The following is a 26,483-nucleotide window of genomic DNA, read 5'->3' as shown; positions in this document are numbered from 1 at the left end:
CTCTACCGCGAAGGCGTCGCACGCCAACGGCTGGAAGCCCGTCCCCTGTGGACGGGCTTTTTTTCGTCCACTGCACCGCACGCAGGGCTTCTTCACACACACGTTTTTGAACGTGCAAAAATGCCGGATGGCGCCGTGCCGAACGCCGGGACATACGCTCACGAGGAGACACATCATGAGTCAGGATCACGAACATCCGCATTACAAAGACGTGCCGCCGGCCACACCCGATTGGCGCGAGCACGGCGTGAAGGTCATCAGGGGCGATCAGCTCGATACCAACACGGCGCAAACGCCGGGCATGAATCGCGCGGCGGCCATCAATGCCGCGCGCGTCGGCGCGCAGAAGATCTGGGCCGGCACCGTGACGATCCATCCGAATGCGAAGACCGGCGCGCATCATCATGGCGCGCTCGAAAGCGTGATCTACGTGGTGCGCGGCCAGGCGCGCATGCGTTGGGGCGAGCATCTGGAGTTCACTGCCGAAGCCGGCCCCGGCGACTTCATCTTCGTGCCGCCGTATGTGCCGCATCAGGAGATCAACGCGAGTACCGACGACCCGCTCGAATGCGTGCTGGTGCGCAGCGATAACGAAGCGGTGGTGGTCAACCTGAACATCGACGCGGTGGAACAGCCCGAGACCGTGTTCTGGGTCGATCCGATTCACAAGCATCCGCACGATCATTAACTCCTGCCCACGCGACTCATGACGCCGACCGCTTCGCTGCGCTCTCGCCTTTTCACCCTATACGCCGTGCTGATCGCCGCCAATCTCGGCGCATGGGCGTGGGCGCTGATCGCGTTTCGCCATTACCCGCTATTGCTCGGCACGGCGCTGCTTGCTTATGGCTTCGGCCTGCGCCATGCGGTCGACGCCGATCACATCGCGGCAATCGACGCCGTTACGCGCAAGCTCATGCAGGCCGGCAAGCGGCCGCTCGGCGTCGGGCTGTCGTTTTCGCTGGGGCATTCGACGATCGTGATCGTGGCGACGATCGGCATAGCGTGGACCGCGCATTCGCTGCACGGCCGTTTCGAGTCATTCAAGGCAGTAGGCGGCACGATCGGCACGCTCGTCTCCGCGAGCTTCCTGCTGGTGCTGGCCGCCGTCAATCTCGTGATTTTGCGTGATGTCTGGCGCCGCTATCGGCTCGTCCAACAGAGCGGCGAATTGCCTGCTCAAACGGCGGATTCGATTGCGCCGGCGGGTCTGCTGTCGCGCGCGTTGCGCCCGCTCTTCAGGCTCGTGACGAAAAGCTGGCACATGTACCCTGTTGGCGTGCTGTTCGGCCTCGGCTTTGATACCGCAACCGAAATCGGCTTGCTGGCGATCGCCGCATCGGAAGCGGGTAAAGGTCTGCCGCTTTATTCGATTCTGGTGTTTCCCGCCCTCTTCACCGCAGGCATGACGCTGGTGGATTCGACCGATAACGTGCTGATGGTCCACGCCTACGGCTGGGCCATGGACGACCCGAAACGCAAGCTCTACTACAACGCGAGCATCACGTTCGTGTCGGCGGTGGTGGCGATAGTGATCGGCGGCGTCGAAGCGTTGGGTCTGCTGTCGGACAAGCTCGGTCTGAACGGCGGCTTGTGGGATGCGATCGCCAGCGTGAACGAACGCTTCGGCATGCTGGGTTACGGCATCGTCGCCGTGTTCATGGCGTGCTGGATCGGCTCGGTGCTGTTCCATCGCTGGCGGCGTCCGGGCGCGCTCGCGCGGTAAATCCAACAGCTTTTACGTACCGCGATCGGTAACGTTTCCATCGTGGCATCGGCCATCGCGTTGCTGCGGCGGCGAGTACATCATCCGCTCGCCGCATGGGAACCGGGCATGCCTCGCGCCACAGGAGCGTCGAGCGTTGTGATGACGATACACAGCGGCCCTTTTATCCGCGAATCGTGAACCTCGCGGCGCCGCAAGCGCGCCGAATCCATGAGCAATCGCTTACACTGAGACCGCTTCGCATTGCCGCTTTCGTCATTGCAATAGCTTCACCATGTCGCGCATCGGCGCGGCCCTTCAGAACCGGCAACAGAACGGACTGGACACTCCATCGATGAAGACTCCCGCGAACCGACTTCCCGCACTCGACGCAGCCCGCCTCACCGCCGACGCCTACGGCAACCACGCCATCGACGAATTCCTCGCCGGCCGCGTTACGCGGCGCGATCTGCTGCGCTATGCCAGCGTGATCGGTTTGTCGCTGGCCGGCGGCGGCGTGCTGAATGCGCCGCAAGCGCGTGCGCAAGGCACCGCGGCCGCGTCGAATCAGACCATTCGTGTCGCGCACCTGACGCCTGCCGGCGCGGTCGATCCGCTCACCGTGACGGACGCCGCCAGTCTTGCGCTGCTGAACCAGACCGGCGAATTCCTGATCGACGACGACGGCGAAAAGCTCGTGCTGAAACCGGCACTCGCGCTGTCGTGGAAGCCGAACGACAAGGGCGACGTGTGGACCTTCAAGCTGCGTCCGAACGTCAAGTTCCACGACGGCCAAACGTTCACCGCCAAAGACGTGGTCGCCACGTTCGACCGTCTCGCCGATCCGGCGAGCGGCTCGGCGGCGCTTTCCGTACTCAAGGGCGTGCTGTCCAAAGGCGGCGCCAAAGTGGTCGACGACCACACGGTCGCGTTTCATCTGGATGCGCCGAACGGCAACTTCCCGTATTACGTTTCTTCGGACAATTACAACGCCGTGATTCTGCCTGCGAACTACGCGGGTGGGTATGAAAAGAGCTTCATCGGCACGGGTCCGTTCAAGCTTGAAAAGTATCAGGCGAAGGTCGGCGCGTCGTTCGTGCGCAATCCCGATTACTGGGGCGACAAAGCGTTACCGCAACGCGTACAGTTCTCCTTCTACGCCGACGAACAGGCTCAACTGCTCGCACTGCAAGGCCATCAGGCCGACGTGATGGGCACCTTCACCGTGCAGGGTGGCGCCGGCATTCTGAACAATCCGGATTACAAGGCCGTGGGCGTGAAGTCGAGCGCGCACCGGCAGATTCACATGCGCAACGACAATCCGCTGTTCAAGGACAAGCGTGTGCGCCAGGCGCTGGCGTTGTCGCTCGATCGCGACGTGCTGGTGCGAGGCCTCTTCAAAGGTCGCGCGCAACTTGGCAACGACAGTCCGTTCGCGCCGGTGTTTCCTTCGTCGGATGCAGGTGTTGCGCAACGCAAGATCGACGTCGCGAAGGCGAAGCAATTGCTTGCGCAAGCGGGTGTGCCGAACGGCTTCGACGTGACGCTGACCACCGAAAAATACATGGAGATTCCCGATCTCGCGGTGGTCGTGCAGAACGCGGCGAAAGCCATTGGTGTACGTATCAATCTGAAGGTCGAAAGCCAGTCGCTGTATTACGGCGCGGGCACGCCGGGTAAATCGGATTGGCTCGACTCGCCGCTCGGCATTACCGACTACGGTCATCGCGGCGTGCCGAACGTTTTCCTGAATGCGCCGCTCACCAGCACCGGCACGTGGAACGCGGCGCACTTCAAGAATCCGCAATACGATCAACTGGTCGCGCAATTCGTCGCCGCCGTCGATCTCGGCTCGCAGAAGAAAATCTCCGGGCAGATCCAGACACTGCTGCTCGATGAAACGCCCATCATCATTCCATTCTTCTACGATCAACTGATCGCCATGCGCAAGGGCGTGAACGGCGTGCGCTTCACCGCGCTCGCGCAACTCTATTTCGACCGCGCGGTGTTGAGCGCGTAATGGTGAAGCGCCCGCGCGCATTCGGCAGGAGAGCACGATGTCGACCACGGTGACCCCTTCCGCACCGCCTGCGTCGAGCGGCAACGCGGGCCGCGTCGTGCGGTTTCTGGCGACGCGTGTCGGCTTGTCGTTGATCACGCTATGGCTGCTGTCGGTGATCGTCTTCGCGGGTGGACAACTGCTGCCCGGCGACATCGGCCGCGCGGTGCTCGGCCCGCTCGCCGATGCGCGCGCGGTCGCCGCGCTCAATCATCAACTCGGCGCGGACCGTCCGCTAACGACGCAATACATCGAGTGGATTTCGCATTTCGTGCGCGGCGATATGGGCCTCTCGTATGCGTATCGCGAGCCGGTCGGACCGTTTATCGCCGACGCGCTCGCGCATTCCGCCAAGCTCGGTTTGCTCGCGTTCATCGTGGTCGTGCCGCTCGGCATTGCGGGCGGCGTGTGGTCGGCTATGCACGCGGGACGCTGGCTCGATCGCACGATCAGCATCGCGGGACTGTCGGCGACGGTGGTGCCGGAATTCGTGTCGTCGATCGTATTGATCCTGGTGTTCGGGGTGTGGCTGCGCTGGTTGCCGATCGAAGCGTCGTATCCGCCCGAAGCGAGCGCACTCGAACAGTTGCGTCATCTGGTGCTGCCGGTGTTGCCGCTCGTACTGGTGTTCTTCGGCTACATAGCGAGAATGGCGCGCGCCGGCACCGTCGAGGCACTCGATGCCGACTACACACGCACGGCGATTCTCAAAGGCCTGCCGCGTCATATCGTGATCTGGCGGCATGTGTTGCGCAACGCGTTGCTGCCCACCATCACGGTCGCCGCCACGCAACTCGGTTATATGATCGGCGGCCTCGTGGTGGTCGAGACGCTGTTCCACTATCAGGGCATCGGCTCGCTGATCTACAACGCCGCCAAGGCCAAGGACTTTCCGATGCTCGAAGCAGGCGTACTGACAATCGGCGTGGTCTATACCGCTGCCAATCTCGTCGCGGATGCGCTGCATGTCCTGCTCAATCCGCGGCTGCGGGTGAGGAGCGCCGAATGAGCGCCATCGTTCCGCCGGCCGCGCCGCCGACTCCGGGGCCGAGTCCAACTCCAGGCCCGGCTACCGAGCCGCGCTTCGACCAGTTGCGTGTGCTGCTGCGCTCGCCCACGTTCGTGGTGGGCGTGGTGATCGTCGCGTGGTGGATCGTTTGCGCCATCGCCGGGCAATGGATCGTGCGCATCGACCCTTACGCGTCCGATCCGCTCAACTCGCTGACGCCGCCTGACAGCACGCACTGGTTCGGCACCGATCAACTCGGCCGCGACGTGTTCTCGCGCGTGATCGTCGGTGCGCGCGACATCCTCACCATTGCGCCGCTCGCCACGCTGCTCGGCACGGTGGCGGGCACGGCGCTGGGATTGATCGTCGGCTACTTTGAAGGCTGGGTCGACAACGTGGTCGGACGCGCGATCGACGCCGTGCTCGCGCTGCCGCTCGTGATCGTCGCGCTGCTCGCGCTGGCCGCGGTCGGCGCGTCGAACTTCACGGTCATCCTCGTGATCGGCGTCACCTTCACGCCGATCACCGCGCGCACCGTGCGCGCCGCCGTGTTCGCCGAACGGCATCTCGACTACGTCGCGGCGGCGCAACTGCGCGGCGAGCGCGCCCCCTACATCATGTTCGCCGAGATTCTGCCGAACGTGCTGCCACCCATCATCGTCGAAGCGACGGTGCGGCTCGGTTACGCGATCTTCGCGGTCGCCACGCTGTCGTTTCTCGGCTTCGGCATTCAGCCGCCGTCGGCCGACTGGGGTCTCGCGCTGTCCGAGTCGTACACGCTAATGGCGGGCGGCGCGTGGTGGACCGTGGTGTTCGCGGCCGGCGCGATTGCGAGCCTGGTGGTCGGCATGAATCTGATCGCCGACAGCGTGCAAGGCGTGCTCGAATGAACGGCCCGCCGCCCTCCTCGTTCCCCGCCTTCGACGTTTCGAAGAGCGATCGCACGGATGCGCTGACCGTCATCGGACTGACGGTCACGTACCGCATGCGCGGACGCGATCGCGAGGTGCTGCAGGACATTTCGTTTCGCGTGCGGCGCGGCGAAGCGTATGGTCTCGTCGGCGAGTCGGGTTGCGGCAAGTCGACCGTCGCGATGGCGACGCTGCGCTATCTGCCGCGCAACGGCAAAGTGAAGGCCGGCAAGATCATCATTGCCGGCGAGGACGTGCAGAAGCTCGACGCCGACGCGCTACGCAACATGCGCGCCAAAGCGATTTCGATGGTCTATCAGGACCCGGGGCGCGCGCTGAATCCGTCGCTGACAGTCGCGCGGCAAGTCTCCGAGGCATTCGAAGCCGCCGGCGTCGCGCGCGACGAAGCTTTGCGGCGCACGCTTGACATGCTGCGGCGGGTGCGCATCGCCGCGCCCGAGCGCGTGATGGACAGCTATCCTCATCAATTGTCGGGGGGCATGCAACAGCGCGTGGTGATCGCCATGGCGCTCGCCTCGAACCCCGCGCTGCTGATTCTCGATGAACCGACTACCGGGCTCGACGCTACTGTCGAAGCCGAAGTGCTCGACCTCGTTGCGCAGTTGCGCGCGGAACTCGGCACGGCCGTGCTCTTCATCAGCCACAACCTCGCGGTGATCGGGCGCATGTGCGAACGCGTCGGCGTGCTTTACGCGGGCAAGCTGGTCGAAGAAGGCGCGACGCAAGATGTCTTCACGCGGCCGCGCCATCCCTATACGGTCGGACTGTTGCGTTGTCTGCCCACGGCCGGACGCAGCAAAGATAGCGAGCGGCTCGACACGATTGCCGGCAGCCTGCCGTTGCCGGGTTCGGTGACGCAGGGCTGCATTTACGCGGACCGCTGCCGCCTCGCCGACGACCGCTGCCGCCGCGAGGCGCCGCCGCCGCATCGCGTTGGCGCCGCGCACGGCGATCAGATGTCGCGCTGCCATTACCACGAACGCGCGATCGAATTGCCGCGTGCGAGCGCGCAAACGCTGCCCGAGCACGACGGTGCGCCGATCGACGGCAAGCGTCCGGCTATCGTGCTGCGCGCGCAAAACCTCTCGAAGACGTTCCATGTGTCCGGCACTCCGCTGCGCGCCGTCGACAATGTTTCGATCGATCTCGCCAGCGGCGAAACGCTCGGCCTCGTCGGCGAATCAGGTAGCGGCAAGACAACGCTTGCCAAGCTGATGCTCGGCCTGCTCACACCGGATCCGGGCAGCGTGCTCGAACTCGACGGTGCACCGCTCGCCGCGCGCGTTACACGGCGCAACGACGCTCAGGTCAAGTCGCTGCAGATCGTTTTCCAGAACCCGGACTCGGCGCTCAATCGCGCGCATTCGGTGAAACGGCTGATCGGCCGCGCGCTGTCGCGCCTCACTACGCTGCGCGGGCCGGCAATCGATGAACGGCTCGCCTCGCTGGCGGCGGCCGTGCGATTGCCGCAGCGCTATCTCGGCTCGCGCACGCGGCAACTGTCCGGCGGACTCAAGCAGCGCGTGGCGATAGCTCGCGCGTTTGCAGGCGAGCCGCGCGTGGTGGTTTGCGACGAACCGACTTCCGCACTCGACGTCTCCGTGCAGGCCGCGATTCTGAACCTGCTGGCCGATCTGCAACGCGAACGCGGCGTGAGTTACGTTTTCATCTCGCACGATCTGCATGTGGTGCGCTATCTGTCGGATCGCATCGCCGTGCTGTATCTGGGCAGGCTGCTGGAGATCGGACCGGCGGCAGAGGTGTTTGGCGGACCGCATCATCCTTATACCGAAGCGCTGCTGTCTTCGGTACCGACGCTCGATGGCCACGGCGGCACAACCCGCATCCGGCTCTTTGGCGAGCTGCCGAGCGCGGCATCGCCGCCGTCGGGCTGCGTGTTCCACACACGCTGCCCGCGTAAGCTCGGCGCGATCTGCGAACAGCAGGATCCGCCTTTCCTCGACGCCGCTGTGGGCAACACCACAGGGCCGTCCGCGCATCGAATCCGTTGCCACATTCCTGTCGATGAATTGCGTGCACTGCAAGCCGTTTCTCGCGATGATGCGGATCACGCCGCCAGGAAGATCCCGGGCAACGGCTCGGAAAACGCGTCCGAGAATGCCGGGCGCAACGAATAGCGCCACGTGATGCGGCCTCGCGGCCGCACGTTTCATCGCCGAAACGTTTTCGCCTGTTTTTCCCTCGTGCGCATCGCACATCCCTATCCGGCACTCGTGACCTCAAGGCTTTGCGGTCAATGGCATGGATATCGCTAAGTACTGACCAGACAGCGAAACCAGAGAGACTGGAGACATAGGCAGAAGCGGCGCGGTATTGGGCGACGAGCGACGGGCGGCAAAGCGGAAGAGCGGCGTAGGCAAAAATAGCAATGGGTGATTGACCGGCGTCGGCAAGACGCACTCGGGGGCGACGAGGCCAGCGTGCAGACCGACCCGCCGTCGCAGACTCAGGGTGACAGATGGCGGCAACGAGGCGCCATCGCTCCCTCGGGAGAGACGTGATGAAGACCACAAGATTCAATCAGTACTACTGCGGGGTTATACGCGATACTGCGATCGTAGCGGGCGTGGTTGCTCTGGCGACTCAGGTCGCGTATCCGGCCTCGACGGATGTGATCCCCCAGTGGATCGTGCTCGCCGAAGCGCCGCTGCCGGCCAGCGCTGTGCATAGCGTGGCGCAACTCGCGCAGGACGACAGCGCGGCGCCAGCCGGACTGACGACGGGCGCCGCAGCCGGCGAGTCGACCGCCGCCGACGACGCCGCCCTGGTATTTCGGCCGCACGACTGCAACAGCGCCAACATCAGTGGATGCGCTCCTCGTGGCGGTGGCAGTGCCAGCAACGGTGCGGCGAGCTCGGGCAACAGTGGCGCTGGTGCGAACGGCAGCGCGGGTGGTGCGGCCGGGTCGGCGGGTTCAGGCAGCGGCAACTCAGGCGCGAGCGGGAGTGGCAAGGGGAACGGCAGCGGAAGTGGCAATGGGAGCAGTGGTGGCGGTAGCAGCAGCGGCGGCGGTAGCAGTGGCGGTGGAAGCAGCGGCGGCGGTAGCAGTGGCGGTGGAAGCAGCGGCGGTGGAAGCAGTGGCGGTGGAAGCAGCGGCGGTGGAAGCAGTGGCGGTGGAAGCAGCGGCGGCGGAAGCAGTGGCGGTGGAAGCAGCGGCGGTGGAAGCAGCGGCGGTGGAAGCAGTGGCGGTGGAAGCAGCGGCGGCGGCGGGAGCGGCGGCTGCGGTTGCGGAGGCTCCAGCGGCGGCGCCGGCGCAGGTGGTGGTAAAGGGGGTGGCTTTGGCGGTGGTTTCGGCGGTGGTAAGGGTGGTGGTTTTGGCGGCGGCTTCGGTGGCGGTTTCGGCGGCGGCTTTGGCGGAGGCTTCGGCGGCGGTCACGGGGGCAAGGGCGGCGGCGGGAACGGTGGTGGCAACGGCGGAGGGAACGGGCACTAGCAGTCGCCCGCTCCACGAGTAGGGGGCCCCCGCGCCCTGCTCCCGCTAACGGCATTCTCCGGCATACCGTTCGCTGTTCGCCGGCATCGGCGGTGATGTCTCGATCCCCCGGTCGAGCGTCACCGCCCGAGGCCGGTCTTTCCGGACGTTCCACCTAAGCGGGCCGGTACGCCGCCGTGACGCCCATCCAGCACATGCTCAGCGAACGCGCCCGCGGCGCGGCCATAACTCGAACAATCGGCCGCGCATCAGCGCGGGACCGGAACCAAACCGGGGCGATCGCCTCATATCAGATTCAACGTTCGATATGAGGGCACCACAACATGCAACGAAATACCCTACCCTCCGCGGCACACGCGGCCTCCGGCCTGTTGATGGCCGCCGCGCTCGGCCTCGCATCGCTCGCTCATGCGCAGATGCCGGCGCAAAAAACTCCCGCACAGACGGCACAGACGGCGCAAACAGCGCAAGGGGCACAAGCCGCACAGCCACTGTCGCCGACGCTGTCACAAGCCGCACCGCCAGTCGATCCCACTTTCTCCGCCTATTCGCTCGTGCAGACCTGCAAGCAGAAAAACGACAACGTCGCGCAAGGCCAATGTGTCGGCGCAATTCGCGGCATCATCCACGGCTATCAGTACGGCGTGCTGTTCCTCGGTCAGCGCGCCGCCCTGCCGGCCAATGAAACGCAGCGCGTCTCGCTGTGTCTGCGCAATACGCAGGTGTCGTCGATCGTCGACGAATTCGTCGCGGACGCCGCCCAGGTCAACGAAGATTCGCTCAAGCACACCCCCGCCGAAGTCGCGGTGCTGGGCTCCGTGCACATGCACCACAGCTGCAATTGATCGCTCGCACGCAGCGTGGCCGTTGCATGTCAATCCGAATCGATGACACGCCTGCAGCGGCCTGTTGCGCACCAGACGATCGCCGCGCTTACAGCATTTCTAGCGGACGCTTGCCGCGTGGCGGCTTGAAGTAAGCGTCGATAGCGGCAAGCTCATCGGCGCCGAGTTGCAGCTGCGACGCGCGGTGGTTGTCGCGCACATGCTCGACCCGCCCCGCCTTCGGAATCGCGAACACGCCGGGCTTGAGCAACACCCATGCGAGTGCCACCTGGAACACGGAGACGCCGCGCGCGTCGGCAATATCGTCAAGCGGTGAACGTTTCGGCAAGCGGGCGTGATCGATCGGGCTGTACGCCATGGCCGGCATCTTGCGCGCGGCGAGCCACGGCAGCAGATCGAATTCCGGCCCGCGCCGCGCCACGTTGTAGAGAATCTGATTGGTCGCGCAAGCATCGCCGCCCGGCGTGTCGGCGAGTTCTTCCATGTCCTCGGTGTCGAAATTGCTGACGCCCCAATGGCGAATCTTGCCCGCCCGCCGCAACGCCTCGAAGCCCTCGACCGTTTCCGCGAGCGGCACCGAGCCGCGCCAGTGCAGCAGATACAGATCGAGCTGCTCCGTCTGCAAACGCTTGAGGCTCTGCTCGCAGGCCGCGATCACGCCGCGCCGGCTGGCGTTATGCGGATACACCTTGCTGACCAGAAACACCTTGTCGCGCAACCCGTTCAGCGCGGCGCCCAGCAGCGATTCGGTCGCGCCATCACCATACATTTCCGCCGTGTCGATCAACGTCATGCCGAGTTCGACGCCGCAGCGCAGCGCGTCGATTTCAGCGGCCCGCCGCGCCGGTATTTCCCCCATCTCCCAGGTGCCCTGCCCCAGTTTCGGAATGCGTGCGCCGTCGGGCAGGCTCACGCTTGCGATATCGCTCGTCATGCTGACTCCTCGAAGTGGCTCAATGGTCGGCAATGCCGCGGCGCAGGTGAATGCGCGGCGCATGCCACGAACAACATAGCGACGAGTTTAGCGGTTCGATGGGCATTGGATCGGGCACCAGGCAAAAGCCCGCTATAACGCAGCGCGCCGATGTCATAGAATTGCCCCTTGCCCTTCTTGCGTGAGCTCCATGACCTCTGCCTCGGAAGACCGCTGGCGCGACCTGCGCCCGGACCCGGAAAACGACACGCCGCTATACCTGCAACTTGCTCGCAAGCTCGGCGCCGCCATCCACGAGAACCGCTGGAACGCCGGCGAGGCGCTGCCCTCGGAACGCGTGCTCTCGGAGGCGCTGGGCGTATCGCGGATCACTTCACGCAAGGCCATTGCCTTGCTGGTCGAGCAGGGTCTGATTCGGCGCACGCAGGGCGCAGGCAGTTTCATCACGCCGCGCTACGAAGATCCGCTGTCGCGTCTGTCGAGCTTCAGCGAAATGCTGCGGCGGCGGGGTTTTACACCGAGTTCGAAGTGGCTGTCGCGCGAAATCCTGCCGGCGAACCGCGACGAAGTGATTCAGCTCGGCTTGTCGCCGGCCGCGGCGGTCACGCGTTTGCGGCGCTTGCGACTGGCCGACGGCATCGTGATGGCGGTGGAGAATTCCACGTTCCCCGCCGCGGTGATTCCCGATCCTCAAGCAATCGGCGATTCGCTTTACACGTACCTCGAGAATCGCGGTCTGTCGATTGTCCGCGCGCTCCAGCATTTTCGCGCGGTGAACGCGAGCGAGGAAATCGCGCAGCAGATGAGCATCGCCCCGAACGAGGCGCTGCTGCTGATCACGCGCGTGGGCTACACCGCCGACCAACGGGCTATCGAGTTGACCGACACTTACTGCCGCAACGATTACTACGACTTCGTGGCGGAATTGAGGAAGTAGGTTTTCAAGTCTTCGTGCCGTGGGCGGGTTGTTTGCCGGGCAGTTTCCGCGCAGTTTCCGTTCACGCCCTCGCAAGCACTTTAGCTCTCACACCCACGCTGCCTCATGTGCGCCCACTCGGGTCGGCGGCAGCGCAAAATACGCAGGCGTCTCATCCAGCACTTCGGCCGGCTGCACGCCCAGCACACTTCCAAACTCCGACTCCACGGTTGCGAGACAATCGCGCACATCTTCGAGCGCGACGTCGGGCGCTTTCCAACCCTCGGGCATCTGCCCGAACGACTGCAACCACCGGCCTGTTTGTGCGAGCGAGACGCGCACATGCCAGCTTCCCCCTTCAGTAGCCCGCCGCGCCAACCCGGCCATCGCACCGAAGGCAGCCAGATAGCCGGTCGCATGATCCAGCGCCTGACACGGCAGATGCTTAGGCTCGTTCCACCCTGCCGCCTGCCGCTCGGTAAAGGCAATTCCGCTCGCCGACTGGACCAGACTGTCGAACCCGCGCCGCTGTGCCCAAGGCCCCTCGTGACCGTAGGCCGACACCGAAACGTAGACGATCCCTGGCCGCACACGCGCCATCTCCTCGGCACCGAAACCGCGCGCGGCCAGCGCCCCCGGGCGATAGGCCTGGAGAAATACATCGGCGTCGCCGGCGAGAGCCCGCAACGCCTCGCACCCCGCCGGCTCGCGCAGATCGACGAGCGCCGAACGCTTGCCGCGTCCGTTGTCGATCACCAGCGGCGCGATATTCGGCAGATGCGGCCCGTTGATCATCAACACGTCCGCGCCATGCTGCGCGAGCGCGCGGCCGGCGACAGGCCCGGCAATGATGCGCGACAGATCCAGCACGCGCACGCCCGCCAGCGGCCGGTCCGCGCCGCGCTGACGCGGCGGCTCGACCGGCGCGTCGCCGATGCGCTCGATCTCGAAGAGCGGCAAGCTCGCAATCGCTTTCGCCTGATCGAGCGCGGCCCACTCTTGCGGCGTGCGAATCAATGCGGCGCATAGGCCCGCGTCGGCGAGCGTCTGGTCGAGCGTCGCACCGTCCCAACCGCGAATCGCCGAGGCCACCGCCTCCCGATCGTTCGCGCAGCCGAGCACCGTCAGTACACCCTGCAAGTGATGCGGGAAGTTCGTATGCAGCTGAATCCAGCGGCCGTCGCGTGTCTCGTAGAAACCCATGACCGGATCGCGCAGGGCAGGCGGCGGCCCGTCGTTGATTCGCAAATAACGTTCGCTGCGAAACGATGCCAACGCACGTCGCATCTCCACCGTCACGTGTTGCCGCCGGCCCGTGCGCAGACGGTGATATTCCGCGGCCGCCAGTCCGGTCGCGGCGATGCTCGCCGAGGCCAGGCTGCCGACCCGGTAGACCGATGGCAAACCAGGATCGGCGCCGGTCAGCGTAACCGACCTCAGCGCAGTCGGGTCGCATCCGGCAAGCGTCCAGATATGTTTGAGAGCAAGTTCGGGCGTCATGGCGTTTCATCACGGAGCGGGAGGAAGTGAGCCGAGTCTAGAAGTCCGCGACGTTGCAATCAATCTTGATTATGATAATCAATATATATTGATTTCTTCGGTTTCCGTCCTTTCCCATGCCGACCTCGAATTCCCTCACCGCCGCTGAAGCCGCCGCCGCGCTCGGCATCAGCTTGCCGACGCTCTACGCCTATGTGAGCCGAGGCATGCTGAGTTCGTCGCCGGATGCGCAAGGCAAGCATCGTCTCTACGACGCCGGCGAAGTGCGCCGCCTCGCGCGTCGCAAGGAAGACGGCAAGCGCGCGGGCAAGGTCGCGCAGAAGGTGCTGGATTGGGGCGTGCCGGTGCTCGAATCGTCGATCACGCTGGTCGCCGAGGGCCGTCTGCTGTATCGCGGGCACGACGCCATGGAACTGGCGCGAAGCGCGTCGCTGGAGGACGTCGCCGCGCTGCTGTGGGAATGCAGCGTGAAGCGGATCGCCGATGCGCCGGCCGTGCCGTTCGCGACCGCGCAGTGGGCCGCGTGGCTCAAGCTGTGGAGCGACAGCACGCCGCTCGATCGCGCGCTCGTGCTGTTGCCGGCCGCGGCGGCGCAAATGCCGCGGGTGTGGGCGCTCGGGCGTGACGCGCAACTCGATACGGCTTGCGCCGTCACGCGTCTGCTGGCTGCCGCGATGATCTCGGCGGCGCCGTCGAACGAGCCGCTGCACCGGCAACTCGCTTCAACGTGGCAGGTGCGCAACCGCCAGCAGGCCAACTTGCTGCGCGCGGCGCTGGTGGCGTGCGCGGATCACGAGTTGAACGCATCGACCTTCACGGTGCGCTGTATCACGTCGACAGGAGCGCATCTGTTCGGCGCGGTGGCGGGCGGCCTCGCCGCTTTGTCGGGTCCGCGTCATGGTGGCGAAACGGTGCGCATCGCCGCGCTACTCGAAGAAGCGTCGCGCGCGCCCGATCTCGACCGTTATCTGGCGAACCGGCTCGCGCGTCATGAAAACGGCGTGCATGGGCCAATCCTGTCGGGCTTTGGTCATCCGCTTTATCCGGAGGGCGACCCTCGTGCGCGGCTGCTGCTCGCCATGCTCGCCGACTGCGCGCCGGCTCGTTCGCCGTTAGCGGATGTGCTCGGATTGGCTCGCGCGGTACGCGACACGACCGGCGCGGAGCCGACTCTGGACTTCGCGCTCGCCGCCATCGAGCGGGTGCTGGCGTTGCCGGCCGGCAGCGCCTTCACGCTGTTCGCGGTAGGCCGGACCGTCGGCTGGATTGCCCACGCCATGGAACAGGCGCGCGACGGCCGGTTGATCCGGCCGCGGGCGCGCTACATCGGGGAATACGAGGCGGCCGGGCCGAATTGAGGCGCAGCGCCCTTGGTGCAGATGCTCAACGAACCGTCAGGCCGCGCCCAGCCAGCGCGGCAGCCAGCTCAGCACCGAGAACCCCGAAGCCGGCCTGTTGGCGGGACGCTCGGAACCGCTTGCCAGCGCAAACCGCGCGCCGGTCTGCCCCGCGCTGATCCACGCCACAACCCGGCGCGGCAACTCGATCGACTCGCCGGCGGCGAGCCAGTGATCCTCGCTGTCACCCTCGACGGTCAGCCAGATCTCGCCCGAGATCACCTTGAAGATCGACGGACGCGCGACACGCCAGGCCGACGCGGGCTCGCCATGTTCCAATTCGAAAATCCGGACTTCACGCATCGCATTTCTCCTTCAAAGAGCTTTTCTGTTGTACCGATTATTGACGTGCGATGATCGGATACCCATGCACAGTTCCGAACACTTTGGTCGGAACTGTTCAGTCAAAAAACCGGACAGTTGGCGTGAACCGCGTGTCGTTCGCGAGTGGAAAGCCCGTGCGCGCCCGCCCTGCTGTCCGGCGAAGGAAGAGATCCGCATGAAACTCGAAATCCAGCTTGATCGGGACAACGGCGTGCCGCTGACCGAGCAGATCGTCACGGGCGTCACGGCGTGGATCCGCTCGCGTACCGCCCACCCAGGTTCGAAGCTGCCGTCGATTCGCCAGTTCGCCACCGACTACGGCGTGAGCCGCTTTCCGGTGATCGAAGCTTACGACCGGCTGGTGTCGCTCGGCTATATCGACTCGCGCCACGGCTCGGGCTTTTACGTCTCCGACCGTCAGCCGGCGAGCACGCATTGCCAGGGCACGACGGATCCGCGCCGTGCCGAAGACGAATCGGATCATCTCCTGCAGCAGTTCAACCACCCCGGCGAAACGCTCAAGCTGGGTAGCGGCTTCATCCCCGAAGCGTGGCGCGACATGGATGGGATCGCGCAGGCGATCCGCCACGTCTCGCGCACCGACCCGGCGAGCATGGTCGATTACGCCACCCCGCTCGGCAACCTGACTTTGCGCGAGCACCTGCAAAGCCGCATCGGCCAGTTGGGAATTCAGGCGGACGCGTCGCAGATCCTGATCACCAATGGCGCAAGCCAGGCATTCGATCTGCTGATGCGCTACATGCTCAAGCCAGGCGACACGATCTTTGTCGAAGACCCCGGCTACTACAACCTCTACGGACTGCTGAAGCTGCATGGCGTGAAGCTGATCGGCATTCCACGCACGCGTAACGGTCCCGACCTGGACGTGATGCAGGAGCAATTGAAGTCGCACCGGCCGAAGCTGCTGTTCATCAACACCGTGTTCCACAATCCGACCGGCACGACAGTCGCGCCGCAGGTGGCTTTCCGGCTATTGCAGCTCGCGCGCGAGCACGGGTTCTCGATTATCGAAGACGATATCTACGCCGATTTTCAGACCGACCTCACCGACCGCCTGGCCACGCTCGATCAGCTCGAACACGTGATCTATCTGGGCGGCCTGTCGAAGACGCTGTCGTCGTCGCTGAGGATCGGTTGTGTGGTGGCGAGCCACGCGATCATCAAGGATCTGGTCGATATCAAGATGCTGACGAGCATCGGCGGCTCGCGTTTTGCCGAAGCGGTCGCCGTGTCGATGCTGGAACGCGGCGCCTATCGCAAGTATCTGGAACGCCTGCGACGGCGCATGCGCGACGCGCTCGGCTCGACGATTCAGACGCTCGAAGACGTCGGCTGGGACATTTTCGACAAACCTGTGGGCGGCAAATTCGTGTGGGCTCGCGTGCCGCACGTGGCCAATGCGGAAAGATTGGTGGAGTGCGGTGCGCCGCTGGGCGTGACCGTGGTACCGGGCAACTACTTCCGGCCGAATATGGAGGTCAGTCCGTGGACCAGAATTCATATCGCGTTTGGTAACGACCCACGTGCGCAAGCGTTCTTTCGTGCTGCGGTGGCGTTGCCGGCTTCGGGGTGAGGTCTCGGCGTGAAGTTTTGGGGTGAAGCCCCGCAATGAGGCCTCGGAGTGAGGGCTCGGAGTGAGACGCTGAACCGAGGCGCCAGGGTGACCAATCGCCGCGTTTCCGACTCGCTGCGACTTCCCCGCCCTGCGCCGCGCGGCGCTTTTCCCTAGAATAGCGAGTCCCAGCCCGTCCTGCGCGCCCAGCCGCCCTCCATGTCCACGCCGACTCCGCCCGCCCTCGCGCCCACTACGCCCAGCGCGCCTTCGCCCCGCTCGCTCACCGTGATGCTGTGGGTCGTCGCCACCGGCTTCTTCATGCAGACGCTCGACTCGACCATCGTCAACACCGCGCTCCCGGCGATGGCGACGAGCCTCGGCGAGTTGCCGCTGCGCATGCAATCGGTGGTGATCGCCTATTCGCTGACCATGGCCGTGATGATCCCGGTATCCGGCTGGCTCGCCGACAAATTCGGCACGCGCCGCGTGTTTTTCAGCGCGATCCTCGTGTTCGCGGTCGCTTCGTTGTTGTGCGCGAACGCGCACACGCTGAATCAACTCGTGGCCTTCCGCATCATGCAAGGCGTGGGCGGTGCGATGCTATTGCCGGTCGGTCGCCTCGCGGTGTTGCGCACCTTTCCGGCTGAGCGCTATTTGCCGGCGCTTTCATTCGTGGCGATTCCGGGCCTCATCGGACCGCTAATCGGCCCCACGCTCGGCGGCTGGCTCGTGAAGATCGCATCCTGGCACTGGATCTTTCTGATCAACGTGCCGGTGGGTATCGTCGGTTGCATCGCTACGTTCATCTTCATGCCGGACAGCCGCAACGAGCACGTCGGCAAGTTCGATATGAAAGGCTACTTGCTGCTGATCGTGGCCATGGTGGCGATTTCGTTCGCACTCGACGGCCGTACCGAATTAGGCATTCAGCATGCCACGGTGCTGGTGCTGCTGATTCTGAGCCTCGCCTGCTTTGTCGCCTACGGCTTGCACGCCGTGCGCGAGCCTTCGCCGATTTTCTCGCTCGACCTCTTCAAGATCCACACGTTCAGCGTCGGCCTGCTCGGCAATCTGTTCGCGCGAATCGGCAGCGGCGCGATGCCCTATCTGATCCCTCTGCTATTGCAGGTGAGTCTCGGCTATAGCGCCTTCGAAGCCGGCATGATGATGCTGCCGGTGGCGGCCGCGGGCATGGCATCCAAACGTCTCGTGACCACGTTGATCATCAAGTACAGCTACCGCCGCGTGCTGATTGTCAACACGGTGCTGGTCGGCTTGACGATGGCAAGCTTCGCGCTCACCTCCGCCAACCAGCCGCTATGGCTGCGGCTCGTGCAACTCGCGTTCTTCGGCGGCGTCAACTCGATCCAGTTCACCGCAATGAACACGTTGACGCTCAAGGACCTGGGCACCGGCGGCGCGAGCAGCGGCAACAGCCTCTTTTCACTGGTCCAGATGCTGTCGATGAGTCTGGGCGTGACCGTGGCCGGCGCCCTGCTCGCCACGTTTACAGGCCTGTTGCCGCGTGTGACGGCCGCCAATTCGCTGCCCGCGTTTCACGCGACGTTCCTGTGTGTCGGCATCATCACGGCAGGCTCGTCGTGGATCTTTGCGCAACTGTCGCCGGACATCCGCACGCCCGCGAAAAAGACCGATCCTTCCGAACGAACCTGATACGTGTCGCCCCAGCCGCGCGCTCCGCCGCCGACCCGCAACGGGGCGCGGGCCGCACCAGCGAAGTGCGAATCGTCGCGTTCGCGCCCGCGCTGGCGCACAATCGTCTTATCTGAGTGTGACAGTCGGGCATGCGTGCTGTGTTTCCAGACGCGCATAGTTCTTGCTCGCCTATCCTGTAAACTGACGCTTTGCGCGTGCGGACTCATGTCGAGCATGCAGGCGCGCCGCCACCCCACACGACTGACATGATGAGCATGATCGAACTCGATCCTCCCGGTTTCCAGCCGCCGCGCCCAATGGCCGGCGATGAGGGTTCCCGGCGCACCGTTCTGTACGGCGGCTACACTGTTTTCAGCGTGTTCCAGCCGGTTTTCTCCGTGTCGCACCGGCGCGCGATCGGTTATCACGCGTCGCTGCGCGCCCGGGACGAACACGGGTTGCAAGTGCCGTCGCACGAGGTGTTCACACAGGCCGCGCGGCGCGGCGATCTGCTCGAACTCGGGCGGCTCGCAGAATCCCTGCATCTAGGCAACTTCAACGCGTTCGACAGCCACGACGAATGGCTCTTTCTGAGCCTGCACCCGGCCGCGCTGATGGACACCAGTTACGGCGACGCGCTGCTTGCCGGCCTCAAGGCGCTCGGCCTGCCGCCGCAGCGCGTGGTGCTGGAAGTTTCAGAACAAGCGGGCGGCGAAACCACGCGCTTTGCCGAAATCATTGATGCGCTGCGTAAATCCGGCTTTCTGATCGCGCTCGACGGTTTTGGCGCGAAGCATTCGAACATTGACCGCGTGTGGAATCTGCGGCCGGACATCGTCACGCTCGACCGCTGCATTCTCGCGCAAGCCAGCGAACACTCGCACATTGAGCGCGTGCTGCCAGGCCTCGTCTCGCTGCTGCACGAATCCGGGCAACTGGTGCTGATGGGCGGCCTGAGCACCGAACGCGACGCGTTGATCGCGCTCGAATGCAACGTGGACTTCGTGCAAGGCGCATTCTTCGCTGGTCCGAGCGTCGAGCCGGTCAAACCGCAAGCGGCGGCCGGCTTGATGGACTCGCTCTCCGCAGCGCTACGTGAACGGGTTGGCGCGCGTGAGCGCGCACAATCCGCGCGGCTCGCACCGTACGTTACCGCGCTCGAAACCGCAGCCGCGCAACTGGTGGCCGGCGAGTCCGTTGCGCAAGCCACCGCCTCACTCCTCACGCTCGGCGAGACGGCACGCTGCTTCGTGCTGGACGGATCGGGCCGGCAGATCGGCGACAACGTGCTGCCGCCGGGGCGCGCCTCGCAACGCGCCAAGCGCTTCCGCCCGCTGCTGCATTCGGAAGGCGCGAGTTGGGAGCGCCGGCCGTACTTTATCCAGGCGATGCGCATGCCCGGTCAGGTGCATCTCACGCCTCCCTACCTGTCGATCAACGAAGCTCACCTGTGCGTGACTGCCTCGATCGCCGCGCACACGCCGACTGGTACACAGGTGCTATGCGTGGACATCAACTGGGAAGTCGCGGCCCACCGAAATTGAGGCCACAGCGGTCTGCTGGATCCGCGCAAGCAGTTGCCTGACCGCTGCGCGGCCTAGCATGCGGTTAATGGCGCGCAAGCGCGCCGCGCTCGTCACCACGCGCATGGCGATGATTCTTGTGGAGCCGTCCGCAAGGCTATTCGTGGACACGTCGAGGACCCCCACGACCTCGCCCTCGAAGAACAGAGCGACACACAATGTGCCCGAGACCGACACCGTCTCGGCGTTGCTCGCACGCTCGACGAGCGACGTTACCGTGTCCATCCACCCTGCCACTGCCGGTTCCGAGGTGCCGACCGGCGCGTCGCTGAAGACCTCCGGCGCGTCGCCAAAGAGCCGCAACAGGCCGGCTCGATCCTGCGCCTCCAGCGCCGCGCGCAAGCGCTCCACGATCTGTGCATGCGCGGCCGGATCAGGCCGCTCAACCGGGGCACCCGCCCGTTGCAAACGCGCCTTGGCCCGATGGACGATCTGCCGGCAGGCGGCCGGCGTGCGCTCGAGAATGGCCGCGATCTCCGCATAGTCGCAGTCGAAGGCTTCGTGCAGCACGAACGCCGCTCGTTCGTCAGGCTTGAGCCGCTCGAGGAGCAGCATCACGCCATACGACATCTCCGCTGCACGCAAAGCCAATTCCTCTGCCGAGGGCGCGACCTCGTCGAGCCACGGTTCCGGCAACCAGCCCGCGGTTTGCGACGCGCGTTCGCGCTGCACGTGCCGCAGCCGGTCGATCGCCGCGCGCGTGGTGATCGTGGTGAGCCAGGCAACAGGTGTCTGCACGTCTTGCGTGTCCGCGAGGTGCCATTTCAATCCCACGTCTTGCACCACGTCTTCTGCTTCGGCGCGGCTGCCGAGCATTCGGTAGGCCAGCGCAAACAGGCGGGCACGCGCGGCCTCGAAACTGGATGCCTTCTCGATTGCTTGTTCCGTCATATATAGACCTCCAGTTCGTGCGTGGTGTAAAGCGCGCGGCGCGCTGCCTGCGAACTTGTCCGGGCGCGCGCCAACAACGTCATTCTTTTCATCTTGACGGCTGGGCATCGAACGATGTGACAGCTTCGCGTAAAAAAATTTCTGTCACGTCGCCCATTGCCGCGCCGTCATAGGGACAACAACCCGCGCAATGAATGCGCTGGCGTTCCTACACCCGCCGTCACCCACGCGGCATAAACGAGGTCGACATGCATTCCAGCTATCCAGCCATCACCGGCCTTGGCCTCGTGCCAACCGTGATCGAACAATCCGGCCGCGGCGAGCGCGCTTATGACATTTATTCGCGTCTGCTGCGCGAGCGCATCGTGTTTCTGGTCGGGCCCGTGAACGAGCAGTCGGCCAGCGTAATCGTCGCGCAACTGCTGTTTCTGGAATCCGAGAATCCCGACAAGGATATTTCTTTTTACATCAATTCGCCGGGCGGTTCCGTGTACGACGGCCTCGCGATCTACGACACCATGCAGTTCATCAAACCGGAGGTATCCACTTTATGCACGGGCTTCGCCGCGAGCATGGGAACCTTCCTTCTCACCGCCGGCCAGCGTGGGAAGCGGTATGCGTTGCCGAACGCGCGCATCATGATTCACCAGCCGTCCGGCGGAAGCCAAGGCACGGCCGCAGACGTCGAAATTCAGGCGAAGGAGGTGCTTTATTTGCGAGGGCGCCTGAATACCATAATGGCTGAGCGCACCGGGCGCAGCATCGAGGAAATCGCGCGCGACACCGACCGCGACAACTTTATGTCGGCACATGCGGCCCGGACTTATGGTCTCGTCGACGAGGTGCTGGAAACGCGCGCGGCGCTTTCTACCGCGTCGCTTTTACACGAACGCTAGTGCGGTGGTCCCGTGGTCCGGTGGTCGAGCCATCGCGCCGTGTCGGGCCGCTGCGCCGAACCGTATCGGCACTGCGCGTGCCGCAGCGTAAACCGCGCTGAAAAAGCTCCTGGAAAACGTCGCAAGGAGCGTGGGCCGGTGCGGGTTCGCACCGCCCGCATCGGTGCGAGTGGAACACAAAAGCTGATCACCTCCGCTGGAATCGCTATCATGGTCGCGATTCGTCGAATTTGACGATCGCTTCAATGGAGATATACATGGCGTCATCCAACGAAACCGTCAGCATGGCGCTATTCTGCGACTTCGAAAACGTCGCGCTTGGCGTGCGCGATGCGAAATACGACAAGTTCGATATCAAGCTGGTGCTCGAACGGCTGCTGCTCAAGGGCAGCATCGTCGTGAAGAAGGCGTACTGCGACTGGGACCGCTACAAAAGTTTTAAAGGCGCGATGCACGAGGCCAATTTCGAATTGATCGAAATTCCGCACGTGCGCCAATCGGGCAAGAATTCCGCTGACATCCGGCTCGTCGTGGACGCGCTCGACCTTTGCTACACAAAGTCTCACGTCAACACGTTCGTCATCATCAGCGGCGACTCCGACTTCTCGCCGCTGGTGTCGAAGCTGCGTGAAAACGCCAAGCAGGTGATCGGCGTCGGTGTGCAGCAATCCACGTCGGATCTGCTGGTCGCGAACTGCGACGAGTTCTTTTTTTACGATGACCTCGTGCGAGAGAGTCAGCGCACGGTCGCCAAACGCGAGTCGTCGCGTCCGCCACACGCCACCCAGCCGGCGGCCAAACGCGCGCCTGACGAAGAAAAAACTCGCAACAAGGAAGACCTCGAAAAACGCCGTACCAAGGCGGTCGAAATTGCTGTGCAAACGTTCGACGCGCTTGCGTCGGAGCGCGGAGACAGCGGCAAGATCTGGGCGTCGGTGCTGAAGAACGCGATCAAACGCCGCAAGCCGGATTTCAACGAAACGTACTACGGTTTTCGCGCCTTCGGCAATCTGCTGGAAGAGGCGCATGCTCGCGGGCTGCTCGAATTCGGCCGCGACGAGAAGTCGGGCGCATATGTGTATCGCAGTACGGCCGCGAACCTCGCGGGCGAAAATGCGAGCGAAACCACCGAAGCTTCCGAGTCGGCGGAACAGTTGTATGAAGCGCAGGTGGCCGAAGTCGTGAGCGCCGAGTCGGGCGGCAAACACGAGTCACGCCGTCGTGGGCGAGGCAATCGCAAGGCGGGCCGCGGCCAGCAGGAAGCCGTGCATGAAGAGCGTATTGCTGTCGAACACCTCGCCGGCGCACAGGCTCAAACGGAAGACCTGCCCGCGCATACGCCGAAGAACAGCGAGTTCATTTTTGAACTACCGGAAGCGCCGATAGCGTCGGCGGAAACTTCGACGGCTGAAGAGACAGGCGGCGTTGACAGCGGAGCCAACGAGCCGCATGCAGGCGACAAGCAACCCACGCGCCGTAAAGAGCGCGCCCCCCGCAAGACGGCCGCGAAAAAACCAAAGAAGGCTGCGCCGAGAAGCATTGAAGATATTCCGGAGATTGCAGCCCCTGCCGAAACGGTGGCCCCTGCCGCCACAGCGGAAGAAGCGTCAGCGCCAGCAAGAAAGACCGCACGCAAAACCGCGGCGCGTAGTCGTCGTCCGCGCAAGTCTGCTGCGACGAGCGACACGCAATGAGCGTTGCAAACCGGCGCGCTGCGCGCCGGTTTGAAGTGGGTCCAACGGGAAAATGAAGGACTTCGCCCTGAACGGGCGGGACGTACCCCGCACACGGCGTGATGCGTCGCAACGTGAGTGAACCCCGCATCAAGCAGTAGGCCGTGTTTGAACTGCATCACTAATCGTTGGGTGGGAGTTCAACTTTTGGGGTGCAGTTCAGTTTGCCGAAACCGAACAGGGCTCTTTCTCACGCGCCCCGAACCGTCACAAACGGCTAACCGCCGACGCTACGTCTCGCCGCCCATGCGAGCAAGCTCGACCGCAACCACGCCGCGCCGCCCCATGTAAGCCCCTCTTCCGCTCACAGCAACCCGAACACCGCCACGCCATTGGTCGCGCCCACGTACACCTTGCCGCGCGCGATCATCGGCGTGATGAATTTGTTGCCCGCGCCCCATTGGTCGCGCGTGCTGGCCTGATTGCTGTTGTACAACTCGACGGCAAGATTACCCGCGTTGTAAGCGTGTAATGCGCCCGTCGTGCCGTTTTCCGCCGCCCAGACGATGCCGTTGCTCGCACCGTTCGCCGACACGGCCGGCGTCGCACCCGGATAAGCAAAGGTAGTCGGACTCTTCGACGCGGCGGTCGTCGCGAGGAACGCCCCCGCGACCGGCAACGCCTTCAGGTTATCGTTCAGACCGCCGTAATAGACCACACCGTTGTAGTAAGCCGGCGATCCCCAGATGCCGCCCGCCAGAGTGCCGATCAACTCCTGCCAGATGTTGTTGGCGCTCGGGCTGAATTTGCCCATCGCATCACGATCGACGACGTAAATGTGGTTGTCCTTGCCGGCCGCCACCGCGAGATGTTTGACCACCCCGCCCGCTGTCGTCTGGTCCGGCAACACCATCGCGCCGCCCGAGCCGAAATCGTTGTCCGTGCCCGCTTCCTCGACCACGTTGGACATCGCGAAGTAATCGGTCACCTGCAGGTTGCCCAAGGAGAGCTTCATCATCGAATTGCCGAGGTCGCCATCGACAGGAAAGCCCTGTGCATTGAGCGTGGTGCCGAACGTACCGTTGCCGTCCACGACGTAGAGCGACGTGCCGTCCGACGCCATGCCGGAGCCGGCCATCCAGATCGAGCCCTGACTGCCGTTCGGCGTGATGTTGAGCGCACTGGTCTGTTTCAGCGTGTCGGCGCTATACGCCATCAGCCAGCCGGTGTATGCGCCCGACATGCAGTGCGCGGTCCAGCCCATGTAGATGTTGCCGCCAACCAGCGTGAGCGCCGCGCGTTCCGTGTGCAACGAAGGGTTGAAGGTAATCACGCCGTTAATGCTGCCCGCGCCGTTACCCGGGTAAGTTGCCGAAATCTCCGTCGGGCCGCCCAGCACTTCAGCGCCGGTCGTCAGATCGAGCGCGTGCAGCCGGTGATGGATGCCCCCGCCACTGTCTTTCGTCATAGCCACGGCATACAGCACGCCATTCGTGCCGCGACTGCGGTCGATGACCGGCGTCGACGTAATGCCAATCTCCGGGGTGATGTCCTGGCAACCGCGGTCGTCGCTGGACGTTTCGCCGCTGCCGGTCAACGAGACCTTCCACAGTTGCACGAACGATGTGGCGTCATAGGCGTAGACGCTGTTGTGTTCGGTGACCACGTACACCACGTCGCGCGATGCACCGCCGATCGGCAGGTTCGTGACGAAAAGCGGCTGAGCGTCGACCTTGCCGTCTGCTGCAAGAAACGCGACTTTGCCGAAGTTTGTCGAATTGACGTTCGCCGGCGTGAGCGTAGTCTCGGCGAGCATCTGACCGGTACGGCCGAGATCGTTGTGATGCATGAGGACGTCGGTGGCGTAGGCCGCCGCTGCCGCCGCAGTAGCGCCCGTACTGCTCGTTCCAGTGCCTGTGCCCGTTCCGGCGCTGGTGGTCGAGCCAGTGCCGGTGCTACTCATTCCGGAACCGGTGCCGCTGGTCCCGGTGCCACTGGTGCCCGTACTGCCCGAACCCGAGCCGCTTGCCGATCCGCTACCACTTCCACCCGCTGCCCCCGAAGCCGTAGCGGGCGCGCCGCCGCCACCACCGCCACCGCACGAAACGAAACAAGTGGCAACGGCGATCAGCGCCGCCACTGTCCCTCGGCGGGACCATACGCCCAGCACGGACGTCTCAACGCCAGCTTGCGAGATTCGCATATTCGCCTCGTCTCCTGAACGATGCGACGGTCAGCTCCGCACAACGAACGGTGTGCGTGGAGAATCACGTCGCGTGCCGTAAGAGAGGAGTTCGCCACGTGCGTCTTCCGATCGTTGAATGCGTTGGTTGCCCTTACGGTGGATTAACCGTACGCTGTTTGCAAAGGTGTTTGCCGCCATCGTTTCGCCTCTCGCCGCCATACATGGCAATACCTGAGGGGAACGCGGCCTGGCTGCAGCAGGCGCTGGACGGAACTCGATCAGTAGTACGGATAAGGGGCATACATTACCGGCGGCGGCCCGTAGTAGCGGGGCGGCGGAGCAACATATACCGGCTGCGGCGCATAGACCGGCATCTGCGGCTGCGCGATCGTGTTGCCCTTCGACGTCATGCACTGCGCGTACGCTGCGTCGTACCGCGCCTGCATGCTGTTGGCCGAATACTGTGCGCCGTTTGCGCCGGCCGCGCCGCCGAGCAGCAAGCCGCTGCCTGCGCCAATGGCCGCGCCCGCGCCCGCATTGCCCGCCGCCGCGCCGATGAGCGCGCCGACCGCGGCACCGCCCAGCGTGCCCACCGCAGCGCTATTGACGCTGTTCGTGGTCGAACTCTGCGCCGCGCCGGCCGCGTCAGACGAATGGTAGGCGTAGTCGCGGCAACTATAGTCGTCCTGCTGGAACTGATTGAGCGGCTCGCCGCTGCGCGGCAGCGCGACAATGGAAGGACCGCTCGGCGGCACTACCGCACAGCCGCCAAGGAGCGCCAGAGCGACCGCGCCCGCAGGCAGCGCGACGCGTATCGATTTAAGACTTGAGATCATGGGGGCGCACGTTTCGTCATGAGAGAAACATACGGTAGGCCAATTTGCGTGCGCCTTGTTTACGAGATAGTTACCGTATTTTTACCGCGTATATCGAGATGCGCCGCCGACA

The 26,483-nt window shown here is 64.4% G+C and carries 22 protein-coding genes; 15 read left to right on the top strand and 7 right to left on the bottom strand.

The genetic code is table 11. From position 1 onward, the window contains the following. The first annotated feature begins 175 nt into the window (after positions 1–175). From BLW71_RS20280 to BLW71_RS20255, 6 genes are all read left to right on the top strand, one after another. Positions 176–688 (top strand): cupin domain-containing protein, encoded by a 513-nt coding sequence (locus BLW71_RS20280; RefSeq protein ID WP_091799656.1) that lies wholly within the window; start codon positions 176–178, stop codon positions 686–688. Between the two features lie 18 nt (positions 689–706). Further along, positions 707–1,726: a HoxN/HupN/NixA family nickel/cobalt transporter gene (locus tag BLW71_RS20275; RefSeq protein ID WP_091799653.1), complete on the top strand. Its 1,020-nt coding sequence runs from the start codon at positions 707–709 to the stop codon at positions 1,724–1,726. A 334-nt stretch (positions 1,727–2,060) separates the two neighbouring features. Continuing rightward, a complete protein-coding gene (locus BLW71_RS20270) occupies positions 2,061–3,725 on the top strand; it encodes an ABC transporter substrate-binding protein (protein WP_091801049.1) in 1,665 nt (554 codons plus the stop codon). Between the two features lie 37 nt (positions 3,726–3,762). After that, the gene (locus BLW71_RS20265; RefSeq protein WP_091799650.1) at positions 3,763–4,773 is read left to right on the top strand and encodes an ABC transporter permease; all 1,011 of its coding nucleotides are present in this window, start codon (positions 3,763–3,765) and stop codon (positions 4,771–4,773) included. Then, entirely contained in the window at positions 4,770–5,663 is an 894-nt protein-coding gene (locus tag BLW71_RS20260) for an ABC transporter permease (protein WP_091799647.1), read from the top strand. Before BLW71_RS20265 ends, BLW71_RS20260 begins: the two co-directional genes overlap by 4 nt. Further along, positions 5,660–7,843 carry an ABC transporter ATP-binding protein gene (locus tag BLW71_RS20255; protein ID WP_091799644.1) on the top strand — a complete coding sequence of 728 codons (2,184 nt, stop codon included), beginning with the start codon at positions 5,660–5,662 and terminating at the stop codon, positions 7,841–7,843. Before BLW71_RS20260 ends, BLW71_RS20255 begins: the two co-directional genes overlap by 4 nt. Positions 7,844–8,309: 466 nt before the next feature. Here BLW71_RS20255 and BLW71_RS41720 read toward each other — a convergent pair whose 3' ends face one another. After that, entirely contained in the window at positions 8,310–8,678 is a 369-nt protein-coding gene (locus BLW71_RS41720; RefSeq protein ID WP_177205072.1) for a hypothetical protein, read from the bottom strand. 23 nt (positions 8,679–8,701) lie between these two features. Between BLW71_RS41720 and BLW71_RS41715 the strand changes: the two genes are divergently transcribed. Both BLW71_RS41715 and BLW71_RS20235 read left to right on the top strand, forming a co-directional pair. Next, entirely contained in the window at positions 8,702–9,181 is a 480-nt protein-coding gene (locus BLW71_RS41715; RefSeq protein ID WP_177205071.1) for a hypothetical protein, read from the top strand. 301 nt (positions 9,182–9,482) lie between these two features. Continuing rightward, a complete protein-coding gene (locus BLW71_RS20235; protein WP_091799639.1) occupies positions 9,483–10,004 on the top strand; it encodes a Rap1a/Tai family immunity protein in 522 nt (173 codons plus the stop codon). An 88-nt stretch (positions 10,005–10,092) separates the two neighbouring features. On the opposite strand, the gene BLW71_RS20230 is transcribed toward BLW71_RS20235, so the two are convergent. Continuing rightward, positions 10,093–10,938 (bottom strand): aldo/keto reductase, encoded by an 846-nt coding sequence (locus tag BLW71_RS20230; RefSeq protein WP_091799636.1) that lies wholly within the window; start codon positions 10,936–10,938, stop codon positions 10,093–10,095. A 190-nt stretch (positions 10,939–11,128) separates the two neighbouring features. Between BLW71_RS20230 and BLW71_RS20225 the strand changes: the two genes are divergently transcribed. Continuing rightward, on the top strand, positions 11,129–11,875 hold the full coding sequence (locus tag BLW71_RS20225; RefSeq protein ID WP_091799633.1) for a GntR family transcriptional regulator: 747 nt from the start codon (positions 11,129–11,131) through the stop codon (positions 11,873–11,875). Between the two features lie 87 nt (positions 11,876–11,962). On the opposite strand, the gene BLW71_RS20220 is transcribed toward BLW71_RS20225, so the two are convergent. Further along, positions 11,963–13,354: a CoA transferase gene (locus tag BLW71_RS20220; RefSeq protein WP_091799630.1), complete on the bottom strand. Its 1,392-nt coding sequence runs from the start codon at positions 13,352–13,354 to the stop codon at positions 11,963–11,965. Positions 13,355–13,470: 116 nt separating this feature from the next. On the opposite strand from BLW71_RS20220, the gene BLW71_RS20215 reads away from it, so the two are divergent. Further along, the gene (locus tag BLW71_RS20215; RefSeq protein WP_091799627.1) at positions 13,471–14,712 is read left to right on the top strand and encodes a citrate/2-methylcitrate synthase; all 1,242 of its coding nucleotides are present in this window, start codon (positions 13,471–13,473) and stop codon (positions 14,710–14,712) included. A 36-nt stretch (positions 14,713–14,748) separates the two neighbouring features. Here the strand turns inward: BLW71_RS20215 and BLW71_RS20210 are convergent, their stop codons facing one another. After that, entirely contained in the window at positions 14,749–15,054 is a 306-nt protein-coding gene (locus BLW71_RS20210) for a DUF2917 domain-containing protein (RefSeq protein ID WP_091799624.1), read from the bottom strand. 196 nt (positions 15,055–15,250) lie between these two features. On the opposite strand from BLW71_RS20210, the gene BLW71_RS20205 reads away from it, so the two are divergent. The 3 genes from BLW71_RS20205 to BLW71_RS20195 all read left to right on the top strand — a co-directional run bounded on the left by BLW71_RS20205 (position 15,251) and on the right by BLW71_RS20195 (position 19,851). Beyond that, positions 15,251–16,669, top strand: coding sequence for an aminotransferase-like domain-containing protein (locus BLW71_RS20205; RefSeq protein ID WP_091799621.1), 1,419 nt, complete (start codon positions 15,251–15,253; stop codon positions 16,667–16,669). A 198-nt stretch (positions 16,670–16,867) separates the two neighbouring features. Then, the gene (gene mdtD / locus BLW71_RS20200) at positions 16,868–18,325 is read left to right on the top strand and encodes a multidrug transporter subunit MdtD (RefSeq protein WP_091799618.1); all 1,458 of its coding nucleotides are present in this window, start codon (positions 16,868–16,870) and stop codon (positions 18,323–18,325) included. 251 nt (positions 18,326–18,576) lie between these two features. Continuing rightward, a complete protein-coding gene (locus BLW71_RS20195) occupies positions 18,577–19,851 on the top strand; it encodes an EAL domain-containing protein (RefSeq protein WP_091801047.1) in 1,275 nt (424 codons plus the stop codon). Here the strand turns inward: BLW71_RS20195 and BLW71_RS20190 are convergent. Further along, positions 19,807–20,781 carry a sigma-70 family RNA polymerase sigma factor gene (locus BLW71_RS20190; protein WP_091799615.1) on the bottom strand — a complete coding sequence of 325 codons (975 nt, stop codon included), beginning with the start codon at positions 20,779–20,781 and terminating at the stop codon, positions 19,807–19,809. The two genes, BLW71_RS20195 and BLW71_RS20190, sit on opposite strands and share 45 nt — an antisense overlap. A 248-nt stretch (positions 20,782–21,029) precedes the next feature. On the opposite strand from BLW71_RS20190, the gene clpP reads away from it, so the two are divergent. Both clpP and BLW71_RS20180 read left to right on the top strand, forming a co-directional pair. Further along, a complete protein-coding gene (clpP, locus tag BLW71_RS20185; protein ID WP_091799612.1) occupies positions 21,030–21,677 on the top strand; it encodes an ATP-dependent Clp endopeptidase proteolytic subunit ClpP in 648 nt (215 codons plus the stop codon). Positions 21,678–21,934: 257 nt separating this feature from the next. Next, the gene (locus BLW71_RS20180) at positions 21,935–23,371 is read left to right on the top strand and encodes an NYN domain-containing protein (protein WP_091799609.1); all 1,437 of its coding nucleotides are present in this window, start codon (positions 21,935–21,937) and stop codon (positions 23,369–23,371) included. Positions 23,372–23,714: 343 nt separating this feature from the next. On the opposite strand, the gene BLW71_RS20175 is transcribed toward BLW71_RS20180, so the two are convergent. Then, on the bottom strand, positions 23,715–25,553 hold the full coding sequence (locus tag BLW71_RS20175; RefSeq protein WP_091799604.1) for a pyrrolo-quinoline quinone: 1,839 nt from the start codon (positions 25,551–25,553) through the stop codon (positions 23,715–23,717). A gap of 260 nt (positions 25,554–25,813) precedes the next feature. Beyond that, positions 25,814–26,371: a glycine zipper family protein gene (locus BLW71_RS20170; RefSeq protein ID WP_091799601.1), complete on the bottom strand. Its 558-nt coding sequence runs from the start codon at positions 26,369–26,371 to the stop codon at positions 25,814–25,816. Positions 26,372–26,483: the final 112 nt, after the last annotated feature.

Origin of the sequence: Burkholderia sp. WP9 (genome assembly GCF_900104795.1) — a bacterium.
Taxonomy (GTDB): domain Bacteria; phylum Pseudomonadota; class Gammaproteobacteria; order Burkholderiales; family Burkholderiaceae; genus Paraburkholderia.
Note: the sequence above shows the minus strand (reverse complement) of the source record. Positions and strands in the feature narration are given on the sequence as shown.